8 protein-coding genes are annotated in these 13,892 nt (G+C 64.7%); 6 read left to right on the top strand and 2 right to left on the bottom strand.

The annotated features are described in order from the left end of the window. Positions 1 to 754 (top strand): ATP-binding protein (locus VNH11_15700; protein ID HVA47813.1); only part of this gene is annotated, 754 nt, incomplete at its 5' end. A gap of 4 nt (positions 755 to 758) precedes the next feature. Then, positions 759 to 1,145, top strand: a complete 387-nt coding sequence (locus VNH11_15695) for a hypothetical protein (protein HVA47812.1) — start codon at positions 759 to 761, stop codon at positions 1,143 to 1,145. Positions 1,146 to 1,537: 392 nt separating this feature from the next. On the opposite strand, the gene VNH11_15690 is transcribed toward VNH11_15695, so the two are convergent. Together VNH11_15690 and VNH11_15685 are read right to left on the bottom strand one after the other, a co-directional pair. Further along, positions 1,538 to 5,059, bottom strand: a complete 3,522-nt coding sequence (locus VNH11_15690) for a hypothetical protein (GenBank protein HVA47811.1) — start codon at positions 5,057 to 5,059, stop codon at positions 1,538 to 1,540. A 68-nt stretch (positions 5,060 to 5,127) separates the two neighbouring features. Next, on the bottom strand, positions 5,128 to 6,270 hold the full coding sequence (locus VNH11_15685; protein ID HVA47810.1) for a hypothetical protein: 1,143 nt from the start codon (positions 6,268 to 6,270) through the stop codon (positions 5,128 to 5,130). Positions 6,271 to 6,422: 152 nt separating this feature from the next. Between VNH11_15685 and def the strand changes: the two genes are divergently transcribed. From def to gltB, 4 genes are all read left to right on the top strand, one after another. After that, positions 6,423 to 7,013 carry a peptide deformylase gene (gene def, locus VNH11_15680; protein HVA47809.1) on the top strand — a complete coding sequence of 197 codons (591 nt, stop codon included), beginning with the start codon at positions 6,423 to 6,425 and terminating at the stop codon, positions 7,011 to 7,013. A 3-nt stretch (positions 7,014 to 7,016) separates the two neighbouring features. After that, positions 7,017 to 7,982: a methionyl-tRNA formyltransferase gene (gene fmt, locus VNH11_15675; protein ID HVA47808.1), complete on the top strand. Its 966-nt coding sequence runs from the start codon at positions 7,017 to 7,019 to the stop codon at positions 7,980 to 7,982. Between the two features lie 166 nt (positions 7,983 to 8,148). After that, positions 8,149 to 9,267 (top strand): LysR family transcriptional regulator, encoded by a 1,119-nt coding sequence (locus tag VNH11_15670; GenBank protein ID HVA47807.1) that lies wholly within the window; start codon positions 8,149 to 8,151, stop codon positions 9,265 to 9,267. 3 nt (positions 9,268 to 9,270) lie between these two features. Then, a complete protein-coding gene (gene gltB / locus VNH11_15665) occupies positions 9,271 to 13,890 on the top strand; it encodes a glutamate synthase large subunit (GenBank protein HVA47806.1) in 4,620 nt (1,539 codons plus the stop codon). Positions 13,891 to 13,892 lie beyond the last annotated feature (2 nt).

The following is a 13,892-nucleotide window of genomic DNA, read 5'->3' as shown; positions in this document are numbered from 1 at the left end:
GGTCGATCCGGCGATTGCCGCCTGCTTTCCCGATTGGAAGCTGCTGGCCGAAGGCGGCGATCGAGACGCGGAATCCGGCGCCCTCTGGACGTCCGAAACCGTGCGGGTGCTGGTGGCGCCGGGCCGCTGGGCGGAGTGCCCCCTGGAAGCGACCCGGTTTTACCAACTGCGCGACGGCCGCCGCCGCGTGCTCTCCGTCTCAGGCGGGCGCTACGACCAGTTCCGGCTGTTTTTTGTCGGTCCGCGGTCGGAAGACGAACGCTTGAAGGACGAGCTGGAGGCGCTTGCGCGGCGCATCGAGCGGCCCCATTATTTGCAGGGACAAGTGATCAAGCCGACCGGCGAAATCATGGCCGACTTCGAACCGCGCACCTGGGACGACGTAGTGCTCGCGCCCTCGGTGCAAACGGCCATCGAGCAAAACACCGTCGAGGTCTTCCGCCGTCGCGAGGCCTTTCGCCGAAATGGCGTGCGGCTCAAGCGGGGCATCATCCTGCACGGCGTCCCCGGCACGGGCAAGACGCTGGTCGGCAAGGTGCTGGCCGGCCTCAAGCTGGCGACGTTTGTCTATGTGACGGCGGCCGACATGTCTGGCTTGGAAAGCGTGCGGTCGATCTTCGATCTTGCCCGGCGGCTTTCACCGGCGATGCTCTTCTTCGAAGACATCGACCTGTTTGCCGACGACCGCTCCAGCTACTGTTCGAACGCGATGTTGGGCGAGATTCTGGCGCAGCTCGACGGCTTCGCGGCCTAGCCGTATGACTAAGCTCTGGCGAATGCAGTGCCTGACCGCCGTGGGCGACGTGGCCGATTTCTGCGTTCAGTGTCCGCACACCGGCGCCGATGACCCTCACGCTCCCAACTATTATCGCTTGTCGAACGGCCCGCCATGGGAAGGGCGCGGCATCGTGGCGGTCGGCTGGGGCGTTGAGGGCTGCCCGAAAAGCAAAGACGAATACCGGCAGCTCGCCTGGCAGCAATACGGGCAAGCTCGCGGCTTCGCCACCGTCGTGAACACCTTTCCCGACTACCTGTCGAGCGGCGATCTGGTCTGGATCCGCAACCGGCGTGCGGAGAATGACCCCTGGAATAACGATTCAGGTGCTGCCGGTTTCCGGCTGACCAAGCCCGAGATCGTCAAGTGAATCGGCGGAGAGAAGCGCACAGCCCAACGCCGTCAGGCGATCGCTTGACCAGGTCTCCAAGCGGGCCGCAACCGTTGCCGACAGCGGCCCAAAACGGGCTTCGAGCTGTTTCCACACCAGTTCGCGCTGTCCTTCCAGCTTCCCTTCCAGCCTTCCCTTCCAGCCTTCCTCGCTGTTCGACGTGGTCTAGTAAACCCAATTCCATCGCTTGCACTCCTGGATCTGGATGATTACGCAGCATGCCCTCGAACTCTTGCCGCTGCACTTCGTCAACCGGCAAATAGGCGCTCACACATTCGCACAGCAAGCCGGCCGAGCCATTATGCCGCGAATTGCTGCCCATCAAAACTGCCGATCGACGGCGACCGGTGAAACCGGGACGCAGCCGGCGGCTAGCGACCCGGCCGCGTGGATGCGCCCTGCCTCAAGCGGCGAAACTGCTCTTTCATCTCCGCCCCGCCCAGGTCGGGCACCAACGCCTCAGCCAGCTTGATCAGCCGCGCGGCTTGCTCGCGACGGCCGAGATGCTCCAACGTCAACGCCTGGTAATACATCGAACGCAGCCAGCGCTCGCTTCCTTGCCGCGTTTTCTGGCCGATGTCGCGCCATTTCGACAAGCCCGTCTCCCAGTTCGCACGGTCGGGCGACTCGACCAGCAGCCGGGCGTATTCCTCTTGAATCTCGCCGTCGCGCGGATGGGCCTCGGCCAACTGTTTGGCGGCCTCGATCGCTTCGCCGTGCCGCTTGGCAGCCGCCAACGCCCGGATGTACGTCCGCTCGAAACGCTGCCGCTCGGCCGCCGTCCGCTCGTTCAGCCGGGGCTTGAGGAGTTTGGCCGCTTGAAGCTGCAACTCGGCCAACTCCGAGGCCACCGCCGGCGGCGCGCTGGCGGCCGCACGGTCCAGGCCCTCGAACAGCACCAGCAGCTCGTCGTCGGCACCGCCGGAAAACTCGCTCAGCAGCTTCGCGGCCTCCTCGCGCCGACCTTGGGCCGCGACCGCCAGAATGACCAGCGTCTGCGCCGACGACTTCCAGGCGTCCGGCGCGTCGGATGAGTCGGCCAGTGCCGCCGAAAGAAGCCGCTCGGCACGCGCGTATTGATCGGTGTATTGCAGCCAGAGACTCGCCGCGCCGGTGGCTGCGATGCGTTCGGTTTGGCTCCAACGCTCCGGCAAGTTGTTCCGCGAACCCAACACCACGCGCTCGAAATCGTCGGCGGCCTCCGCGGCAAGCTGGGCCGTAGGCTGTCCCGAGTCGGCCAGCGCCGCCAGCCGCTTCTGGTAGCAGCGCGAAACGGCCTCCATCGCCGCGGCGGCCTTGGCCCCCGACGCGCCGCGAAACGCAGCCACCGCCTCCTGCCAGCGGCCCTCGCTCTCGTAGAACTGCCCCAACCACATCCGCGCCTCGTTGGCGGTGGGTGAATCGGGCCAGCGACGCAAGTGGTCGTTCAAAAGATCCAGGTAGGCTGGCGAGCCCACCGCTTCGCCGCCCTGTTTCACGGCCAACGCGGTATTGTAAATGGCCAGCAAGTGCGCCTCGCCGGCCTTGGCGTTTTCGGGCTGCTCCAGGGCCATCGAGCGAAATCGTTGGGCGGCGTCGTGATAATGTTCGCGGTGCTGCTCGATGGCCGCGGCGGTATACGCATAGTCAAAGGCGGCGGCCGAATCCTTCGACTCGGCGGCCTGGCGGGCCGCGCGGTCGTAGGCGGCCAGAGCGTCATCGAGCTGCCCGGAGCGATACAGGCTTTCCGCGGCCCGCACGAGCAGCCCCAGGTTTTGCGTCGTGCCGCCGCGGGCCACGTTGCCGGCCAGCAGCATCTCTGCCCGGCGACTCCAATAGCGGCCATATCGGGCGTCGATGCGGCGGATCATGTCGGCCGCCCGGTCTTGCCATTGGCCCGCTTCCTCGGTGTTGCTTGTTTTCGAGGCGGCCCGCCAGGCGGCGACGTAGGCTTCCAGGCAAGCATAATCGACGTCGGCGGTGCGGTGCCGGCCCTGCGACTGCTGCACCTTCTCGGCCGCGGCCAACGCCTCACTCACACGATGTTCGTCGAGCGCGAGCCGGATGGCCTCGGCCTCCAGCGTGGCCGCGATGGCCGGCGGCGGTTGCAGTTCGTTCAGCTTTTGCAGCCGTGCCGCGGCGGCTTCGAAATCTTCCAGTAGACGCAGGCAAACCACCTCGTCAACCCGCGCCGGCCAGGCGAAGGAATCGGTGACCTCGGCGGCCGTCAAAGACCCCAGTTTTTCAACCGCTTGACGCAGCGAATTGGTGCGGTCGGCGCTCTTGGGCGGGTACGATTCGCCCTGATTGCGGAACGCACGCGCAAGCTGATAGTCGATGTTGCGCTGCAAAGACGCCAGCTCATCGGCATCCAAGTCGCCTTGCTGGGCGCGGGCCGGCGGCTTGCTTCGGCGCACCTCCGAGGCGGCGTTCTTCGCGACCGCCTGCAGAAATCCGATGGCGGTGCGAAGCTCTTGCCGCGCGGCATCCAGCGGGGCCGCGGCCGAACCCGCCAACTCGGCCTCTTGGCGCGTCAACTCGCCGCGGGCAAGGTGGACCAACGCCGCTTGTGCCTCGACGAGCAGTCGCCGCGAACCTTTGTCAGCGCTCGATTTGACGGCCGCGACCGCCTCGGCCCACAGCGGCCCGCGGTCGGCAGGCGCCTCGTTCAAGGCGTGCTCGGTACACGTGCGCGAAAGCTCGATTGCCAGATGCATGCGGTCGTCGTCGCCCAGGCCCGTGTCGGCCAACCGCTGGCGGCAACGCTGTTCGGCCAGCGCGAACAAACGCCATGCCCGCAAGCCAGACAAGAAAGCCTGTTCCAAGCCATCGGCCTCGCTGGGCGACGCCGGCGGTCTGGCGGGCGGAGCGGCCAAGAGCGAGGCTTTCGCTTCCGCCGCCCGGTTCGTTTCGGGATACAGCGAAACCAGTTCTTCGTTGAGCCGCAGGGCCGCCGCGCGGTCGCCCTGTTTCTCCAGAATCTGGGCCGACGTGGCGAGCGAGTCGGCGGCCAGCAACCGCGCGTCGGGATAGAGAATCGGCACGTGCAGCAAGGCGAGCACGGCGCGGTCGGCGTGTCGATGCTGGGCCAGAGCGCGGCCCAGCACCCAATACGGCCCGGCCCGCAACGGCACCGGGAACGTTTCCACTCGTTGCTCCCACTTGGCCAGCTCGGCGTCGTCGGCCGTCGGAATCGTCGCCCGCCACTCCTGGGCCTCGGCCAAGGAGGCGACGCGGGCGTCCTTTTCCAACATCAGTCGCGTGAGACGGTCGAGCGACCGGGCACGCTCGGTGGTGGCCAGCAGGCGGCTGGCGCCCAGCAGCCCCGCCACCGGGTTTTCGTCGGCCAGCCATTCCTCGGCCGACTGGGCCTGCGCGGCCGCCGTATCGCCGGGCAGCCAGATGAGCGGAATCTGGTCGAAGTAGGGAGTGTCGGGATCCTCACGCACCAGGGCGATGAAGAGCTTGCCGGCGCCGTCGAATTGGTTCGATTCGCGGTAACAGGCGATGATTCGGGCGACCAGCATCCGCCGCGCCCAGGGGCGCGTCTCCTTGCGGACCGCCGCGACGTACTTTTCCCGGGCGCTTTGGAACTGGTGTTCGTCGAAGAACCGGTCGCCTTCGGCCTTGCCCGGCGGCCACTCGCTCTCGATGCTCACCACCTGCTGGCCGGGCCGCTTGATTTCGCGGCCCTCAGCGACGCGGACGACGAGCTGCCGTCCCGTGTAGTCGACGATTTCGCCGCTGATGCGCGTCCGCGCCTGCCGGTTACGCGGCGAGGAGAGGTAGACGACGTCTTCGCCCCAGACCGGGCGTGCAAGTAACGCGAGTAGGAGTGCGACGCAGAACCGGGGCCATTTTGGATTTTGGATTTTGGATTTTGGATTGTTCGGAATCCAAAATCCAAAATCCAAAATCCAAAATCGTGCCGCGCTAACGCCAGCGTGTCCCATCCTAGGAAGTTCAGACCGATCTCGTGTCATCAGTCTCGCCCCGCGGCCGCCGCGTCGAGTGCGCCGCGGCGGGTGATGTCGATGTAGACGTATTGTCCGCCGTTCTCGCGGGCAATGCGAGACAGAAAATTTTCGCGGCTGGGCTGCGCGCCTTCGCCGAACTCGATGGTATTGATCGTCGTGCGGCCGCTGTTGAGGCGGCGAATCTGCGCCAGCCTGACGTCGCTCAGGCCCGGCTCGTCGGCGTCGGTCAGAAAGAAGATCACGTCAGGCCCCAGACGCAACGCGTTTTGCAGGGCCTCGAAATGCCGCGTCGCGCCGTCGGCCATGATGCCCTCGACGAACCGCCGGGCCAGCGTCTTCGACCGCGGATCGGCAAACACGAGTCCGGCGAAACCGCGGCCCAAATCCATGATCGTCTGCTTGTCGTTATAGAAGATGATCTGAAAGCGGTTTTCGTCGCCAAGGTCGTCGAGGCTGGCCAACAGCTCGCGCTTGGCCGATGTCATGGGGCTGCCCGCCCCGGTACCCATGCTCGACGAACGGTCGAACACATAGACGAACGTGTTCCCTTCGCCGGGCACGCCGTAAACGTGGGTGCGGGCAAACTTGCCGCGGATGGCGGCCGGCCGACGCGGACCGCTGGCGAACCCTGCCGCGCCGGTGGTCGTGCCCGACATCGCGTCGCCGGTACCGGCCGCGGCCAGCTCGGTGCTCGGTAGCGCCGCGCTCGAATCAACCGGCGGCGGAGCATCGGCGATGGCCTTCAGACCGCCGGCCGCCGCGTCGCTGGCCGATTCGTCGGGCGAGTCCGAGGGAACGTCGCTCTTCGCTTCTTGGCCGCCGGCAACCTCGACCGACAGCTCGTCGTCGAAATAATCCTCTTCGGCGGGTTGAGCCGCATAACTGGCGATCAGCACGGCATGGGCCGGGGCGTTGGTGCCGTGCAACTGCTGGCTGGCGACGTAGCCCAGTAGAATGACCAACAGGGCATGAACGACCAGCGACACAAGCCACGCCGGCGCCGCGACTTGCAATCGCCACCGGCGCGACGCCAGCATCCCGTCGGCCGAGACGGCCGCCGCGGGGCCGGGACGGACTAACTGCGTAGCGTAAGCGTCCTCGCTTGCGCTGGCCGAGACAGTCGCAGGGGGGCGGGGGCTGAGCAACATTGCGTACACAAGTCAATGTCGGATAAGGAATTGCGATGAACGTGCGGCTCAATTTTAGGCCCGATCTGACTCAGCGTCAACGCGGCCTCGCCCGCCACGCCCTTTGCCGTATAAAATGAACTTCCTTATCAATCGAAACCATAGGATTCCCATTGCTTCGCGTCATTAACTATCCCCATCCCACGTTGCGGCGGACTGCCAAAGCCCTGCAACTCGTCGATGCCGAGTTGCGCACGCTCGTGCGCGAGATGTTCGACTTGATGTACTCCAAAGAGCATCGCGGTGTCGGGCTGGCCGCCAATCAGGTCGATTTACCCTATCGGCTGTTCGTCGTCAATTTGTCGAGCGACCCGGACTTGAAAGACGAAGAGCACGTCTTCATCAACCCGGTACTCAGCCATCCCAAGGGCAGCTCCGAACAGGAGGAAGGCTGCTTGAGTCTGCCGGGTCTGTTTGCCGAGGTGCGGCGACCGGAGGCCATCCGCGTCAATGCCTATGACCTGGCCGGCCGCGAGATTGTGTACGATTTGGACGACCTGTTTGGCCGCGTCGTGCAGCACGAGACCGACCATCTGAACGGCGTGCTGTTCATCGACCGGCTGACGTCGACGGCCGAAGCGGCGGTGCGAGAAAAGCTGGTCGAATTCGAGGAGGAATTTGCCAGCCGGCGTCAACGGGGCGAAATTCCCAGTGACGAGCAGATTTCCGCTCGCCTGGCCGAACTGGAAGCATCACGCACCTGAGCCATGGCGGCCGACAGCCAATCTTCGTTGCGACTGGTAATGATGGGCACGGGTCCGTTCGCGGCGCCGCTGTTCCGGGCACTATTCGGCACGCGGCACCACGTCGTGGCCCTGATCACGCAACCGTTGCGATCCATGCGGCACGCGGAGGCTCCCGCCAGCCATCTACGCGACGTGGCGGCCGAGCACAATACGCCGGTTCTCGATCCTGAGAACATCAATACCGACGAAGCCCGTAGCGAGCTGGCGCGGCTGCCGCCGGATCTGTTCATCGTGGCCGATTACGGGCAGATTCTGTCGGCCCCGACGCTGGCGGTGGCCCGGCTGGGCGGCATCAACCTGCACGGTTCGCTGCTGCCGAAGTATCGCGGCGCGGCGCCGATCAACTGGGCCCTCTATCACGGCGACACCGAAACCGGCGTGACGGTGATCCACATGACGCCGCGCGTCGACGCCGGCCCCGCGCTGGCCCAAGCTCGCACGCCGATCAGAGCCGACGAGACGGCGGTCGAGTTGGAGCGGCGTTTGGCCGAAATGGGAGCGCCGTTGGTCGTAAGGGCCATCGACGAGTTGGCTGCCGGCCAAGTCACCGCCTTGCCGCAAGATCCGTCGCAAGCCAGTCCTGCTCGGCGGCTGCGAAAGACCGACGGGGCGATCGATTGGTCTCGCTCGGCGACGGCCATCCGCAATCAGATTCGTGCTCTGGAACCTTGGCCGCGAACCTACACGTTTTGGCATCGTCCGGGCGGCCAGACGCTTAGGCTGATTCTTGGCCGCACGTCGGTGAGTGAACGATCGGAAGCAAATCCAGGCACCGTCATTCATGCGGGCGACGACTTGGTCATCGCCAGCGGAGACGGCGGCCTGCGAATTCACGAGTTGCAGCCGGCGGGCAAGCGGATGATCACCGCGCTTGAATTCTTGCGGGGTTATCCGGTGAAGGCTGGGGAGAGTTTCGCGCCAGCTTAGTCGTAGTCGTATGGGCCGGTCTCGACTTCCCGCCGCTGCCCGCCAGCATCACCCCGCCTTATTTTGTTTCGGTTCAGGTGCTTGACGGCGGGACTGCCAGCAAATAGTCTGGTATGTCCTATCCAGATAGTATTCGCACGCTTCATTTAGTTTGGTTATTCAGACAATGGCGGTCCAGCTTAAGGGTTTGAAAGTTTTCTGCGACGTCGTGCGTCAACGCAGCTTTTCGCGGGCGGCCGACGAAAACGATATTTCGCAATCGGGCGCCAGCCAGCTCGTGCAGCAACTTGAAGAGGGGCTTGGGGTTAAGCTGATCGACCGGTCGAAGAGGCCGTTTGTGCTGACGCCCGAAGGAGAGGTCTATTATGAGGGCTGCCGCGAGGTGGTCGAGCGTTACTTCGCGGTCGAAGACCGGGTACGCACGCTGCACCAGGAAGTGGCCGGACGGGTACGCGTGGCGTCGATTTATTCGGTGGGTTTGCACCACATGAACCGCTGCCTGCAGGAGTTTTTAGGACAACACCCCAAGGCCAATGTGCGGCTGGAGTATTTGCACCCCGACCGCGTTTATCAGGCCGTGGAAGACGACCTGGCCGACCTGGGCCTGGTGAGCTACCCCAAATCGTCGCGCGCCGTCAAGGCGCTCGCCTGGCGCGAGGAGCCGATGGTGCTGGTCGCGGCCCCCATGCACCCGCTCGCCAGCCGCCGTTGCGTCGGTCTGAACGAACTTGACGGCCTGAAGATGGTCGGCTTCGACGGCGGCCTGACCATCCGGCGCGAGATCGATCGCGTGCTGAATTTGCACGCGGCCGCCGTGCAAGTCGTGATGGAGTTCGACAATATCGAGACCATCAAACGGGCCATCGAGATCGACGCCGGCGTGGGCCTGCTGCCCGAACCGACCGTCACGCGCGAGGTCGAGACGGGCACGCTTGTCGCGGTGCCGCTCGACACCGACGAGTTGGTGCGTCCGCTGGGCATCATTCATCGCCGCGGCAAGGAATTGTCGACGACCGCCAAGCGGTTTGTCGAGTTGTTGCAACGGCAGGGTCGAGAGCAGGGCGCGCCTGGCGGCATGCAAATCAACGGCGGCAACGGTCACCACGCTCTCGCCGAGCAAAATGGGGACAACGGTACACACATTCCGCCACCCCGGCGCGCCGGGAACGGAGCTACCCAGGCTTCTCCGTCACGGAGTGTCGGAGCTACCCAGAACCACAACGGACAAACGATCGCCGAGGCCGATGCGCGGCCCGAGCTGGTCCATGCAGGTCGACGGAGGTAAGTGATGCAGCCCACCACAAATCATCAGAACCCCGGTTTGCCCCAGGGCGAGGGACTTTACGATCCGGCTTTCGAGCACGACGCCTGCGGTGTCGGCTTTGTGGTCAACATGCACGGCGAGCGCAGCCATCAGATCGTGCGTTCGGGCTTGCAGATCCTGGTGAATCTGACGCACCGCGGCGCCTGCGGCTGCGACCCGCTGACGGGCGACGGCGCCGGAATCCTCACGCAAGTTCCGCACGGGTTTTTCGTCGAGAAGTGCCGAGAGCACGGATTCACGCTGCCGGAACCGGGCGACTATGGCGCCGGCTGCGTTTTTCTGCCGCCCGATGCCGCCCAACGGGACTGGTGCGAGCGAAAGTTGGAAGAAATCATCGCCGCCGAAGGACAACGGTTGCTCGGCTGGCGCAACGTGCCGATCGACAACGAGCACATTGGTTACGTCGCCCGCGACGTGGAACCGGTGATTCGGCAAGTGTTCATCGCCCGCGGCAGCGGCACGCCGGCCGACATGCTGGAGTGGAAGCTGTACGTGATTCGCAAGCAGCTCGAGTCGGCGGTGCGGGCCAGCGAGCTGACGCAGAAAAAGTACTGTTACGTGCCGACGTTGTCGTCGCGCGTTGTCGTCTATAAGGGACTGATGCTGGCCGACCAGGTCGAGCCGTTCTATCCCGATCTGGCCGACGAGCGGTTCGAGTCGGCGCTGGCGCTGGTCCATCAGCGTTACAGCACCAACACGTTTCCCACCTGGGAGCTGGCCCAGCCGTTCCGCTTTTTGGCCCACAACGGCGAGATCAACACGCTGCGCGGCAACGTGAACTGGATGCACGCCCGGCGCAGCATGCTGGCCAGCGAAAAATACGGCGACGATCTGAAGAAGATTCTGCCGGTCTGCACGCCCGGCGCCAGCGACTCGGCGATTTTCGACAACGTGCTGGAGCTGCTGGTCGTCACCGGCCGGTCGCTGCCGCAGGCCATGTCGATGCTCATTCCGGAGCCGTGGGCCAACCACGAGAGCATGACCGACGACAAGAAAGCCTACTATGAATATCAGGCGTGCTTGATGGAGCCATGGGACGGGCCGGCGTCGATGGCCTTCACCGACGGCACTTCGATCGGCGCCGTGCTCGACCGCAACGGCCTGCGGCCCAGCCGCTACTGGGTCACCAAGGGCGGCATGGTCATCATGGCCTCCGAAGCCGGCGTGCTCGACATCCCGCCGTGCGAAATCGAGTCGAAGGGACGCCTGCGTCCCGGCCGCATGTTTCTGGTCGATACATCGCAGGGCCGGATCATCGCCGACGAAGAGATCAAGCACGAGCTGGCCGCGCGGCATCCCTATCGGCAGTGGCTCAATGAAAACCAGCTCACGCTCGACTCGTTGCCCAAGCCGCCCGCCATGAACGGCGAGGCGACCAACGGCCATTTTACCAACGGGCATCTCAACGGCGGCTTGCTGGCGCTGCAGCGTGCGTTCGGTTACACGTTGGAGGATCTGCGGATCATTTTGGCGCCGATGGCCATCGACGCTCAGGAGCCGGTCGGCTCGATGGGCAACGATACGCCGCTGGCGGTACTCTCCGACCGGCCGCAGTTGCTTTACAACTATTTCAAACAGCTTTTCGCCCAAGTGACGAACCCACCGCTGGACGGCATCCGCGAAGAGATCGTCACCTCGCTGATCACCACGGTCGGCTCCGAAGGAAACCTGCTGGCCGAGGCGCCCGGTCAGTGTCGCCTGTTGCGGCTGGAGCAGCCGATTCTGACCAACGCGGAATTGGCCGCGATCAAGGTGCTCGATCGGCCGGGCTACAAGGCCCGCACGCTCTCGATGCTTTTCCCGCGCGCCGAGGGCGCCGCCGCGCTGGAGCGCCGCATGCATGAGTTGCGAAAGGAAGCCTCGCAGGCCATTGCCGAGGGCGCCACGCTGCTGATTCTCTCCGACCGTGGCGTCGACGCCGAGCGGGTGCCGATTCCCGCGCTGCTGGCGACCAGCGGAGTGCATCACCATCTGATTCGCGAAGAAACCCGCACGCGGTGCGGCCTGATCGTCGAGACGGGCGACGCGCGCGAGGTGCAGCATTTCGCTTTGCTCACCGGCTACGGCGCCGGCGCCGTCAATCCTTATCTGGCGTTCGCCACGCTGGAGCAGATGCAGAGCGAACGCTGCTTGCCGGCCGACATGCCCATCGAAAAACTCGAAAAGAACTTCGTGAAGGCCGCCGGCAAGGGCCTGCTGAAAGTCATGTCGAAGATGGGCATCTCCACGCAGCAGAGCTATCGCGGCGCTCAGATTTTCGAAGCGATCGGGCTCAATCGCAAGTTGATCGACGAATACTTCACTTGGACGGCCAGCCGAATCCAGGGCGTCGGCATCGAGACCATCGCCGAAGAAGCGGTCCGCTGGCACGAAAGCGCGTTTCCGCGCACCAAGGTGCCCAACACCCTCGCGCTCGACGTGGGCGGGCAATATCAATGGCGGAAAAAGGGCGAAGCGCACATGTTCAATCCCGAAGTGGTCGCCAAGCTGCAGCACGCCACGCGGCTCAACAGTCCGGCCGACTTCAAGAAGTATTGCGAGTTGATCGACAATCAACAGCGGCAGTTGCTCACGCTCCGCGGGCTGTTGGAGTTCAGGCCCGGCAATCCGATACCCCTGGATGAGGTCGAGCCGGCCAAGGAAATCGTCAAGCGGTTTGCCACCGGCGCCATGTCCTATGGCTCGATCTCGAAAGAAGCGCACGAGACGCTGGCCATCGCCATGAACCGCATCGGCGGCCGCAGCAACACGGGCGAAGGCGGCGAAGACCCGGTGCGCTTCCTGCCCGACGCCAACGGCGACCGCCGCTCCAGTGCCATCAAGCAGGTGGCCAGCGGCCGCTTCGGCGTGACGAGCGAGTATCTCGTCAGCGCTCAAGAATTGCAGATCAAGATGGCGCAAGGGGCCAAACCGGGCGAAGGCGGCCAGTTGCCGGGCCACAAGGTCGACAAGGAGATCGCCCGCATTCGGCACAGCACGCCGGGCGTGGGCCTGATTTCGCCGCCGCCGCACCACGACATTTATTCGATCGAAGACCTCGCGCAGCTCATCCACGACTTGAAGAACTCGAACCGCGACGCGCGCGTCAGCGTCAAGCTGGTGGCCGAGGTCGGCGTCGGCACGGTGGCGGCCGGCGTGTCGAAAGGCAAAAGCGACGTGGTGCTTATCAGCGGCCACGACGGCGGAACGGGCGCCAGCCCCTACACGTCGATCAAGCACGCCGGCATCCCGTGGGAGCTGGGACTGGCGGAAACCCATCAGGTGCTGGTGAAAAACAACCTGCGCAGCCGCATCGTGGTGCAGACCGACGGCCAGTTGCGCACGCCGCGCGACATCGCCATCGCCTGCATGCTCGGCGCCGAGGAGTGGGGCATCGCCACAGCCGCCTTGGTGACAATGGGCTGCATCATGATGCGCAAATGCCATCTGAACACCTGCCCGGTCGGCATCGCCACGCAGGACGTCGAACTCCGCAAAAAATTCGCGGGCAAGCCGGAGTACGCCGTCAACTTCTTCTTCATGATCGCCGAGGGGCTGCGCGAGATCATGGCCTCGCTCGGCTTCCGCACGATCAACGAGATGGTGGGCCGCGTCGATATGCTCAACACCCGCAAGGCGATCGACCACTGGAAAGCCCGTGGCCTCGACTTCAGCACCATCCTCTACAAGCCGCGGGTGCCCGATCATGTGAAGACCTATCACGCCGAGGACCAGGACCACGGCATTGCCAAGTCGCTCGACATGACGACGCTGCTGCCGCTTTGCCAGCCGGCCCTGGAAAACGGCGAGCCGGTGGTGCATGAGCTTCCGGTCCGCAACGTCAACCGCACGGTGGGCACCATCCTTTCCAGCGAAATCACGAAGCGCTACGGCAGCCGGGGTCTGCCGGAAGATACGATTCAACTCAACTTCCGCGGCACGGCGGGGCAAAGCCTGATGGCCTTCGGCGTGTCCGGCGTGACCGTGCGCGTCGAGGGCGACGTGAACGACTATTGCGGCAAGGGCCTGTCGGGCGGCAAGGTGATCGTTTATCCGCCGCGCGACAGCAGCCTGGTGCCGGAGGAAAACATCATTGCCGGCAACGTCGTTCTTTACGGCGCCACCAGCGGCGAGGTGTATCTCAACGGCATCGCCGGCGAGCGGTTCTGCGTGCGCAACAGCGGTGCTAAGGCCGTCGTCGAGGGCGTCGGCGACCACGGCTGCGAGTATATGACGGGCGGCGTGGCGGTGATCCTGGGCGAGACGGGCCGCAACTTTGCGGCCGGCATGAGCGGTGGCATCGCCTTCGTGCTCGACGAGCACGCCAGCTTTCCGCGGCTGGTCAACAAGGAGATGGTCGAGCTGGAGGAGTTGGTCGATGCCGAAGACAAGCAAACGGTACACGACCTGATTCGCAAGCACGTGGAGTACACCGACAGTGCCCGTGGCCGTTACGTGCTCGACAACTGGCCGCGGCTAGTGCATAAGTTCGTCAAGGTGATGCCGAAGGACTACAAGCGGGCCTTGGCGGAAATCAAGAAGCAAAACGCGGTCGAAGCGCACCGCGGCGAGCCGGTGGGCATGCTGGCGGCGGCGGGAGGATAATG

This window comes from Pirellulales bacterium (assembly GCA_035533075.1).
In the GTDB taxonomy this organism is placed as follows: domain Bacteria; phylum Planctomycetota; class Planctomycetia; order Pirellulales; family JAICIG01; genus DASSFG01.
Note: the sequence above shows the minus strand (reverse complement) of the source record. Positions and strands in the feature narration are given on the sequence as shown.

Coding starts and splice junctions, on each gene's coding strand:
- VNH11_15695 (HVA47812.1), top strand. CDS start 759: ATGACTAAGCTCTGGCGAATGCAGTGCCTGACCGCCGTGGGCGACGTG.
- VNH11_15685 (HVA47810.1), bottom strand. CDS start 6,270: ATGTTGCTCAGCCCCCGCCCCCCTGCGACTGTCTCGGCCAGCGCAAGC.
- fmt (HVA47808.1), top strand. CDS start 7,017: ATGGCGGCCGACAGCCAATCTTCGTTGCGACTGGTAATGATGGGCACG.
- VNH11_15670 (HVA47807.1), top strand. CDS start 8,149: ATGGCGGTCCAGCTTAAGGGTTTGAAAGTTTTCTGCGACGTCGTGCGT.
- gltB (HVA47806.1), top strand. CDS start 9,271: ATGCAGCCCACCACAAATCATCAGAACCCCGGTTTGCCCCAGGGCGAG.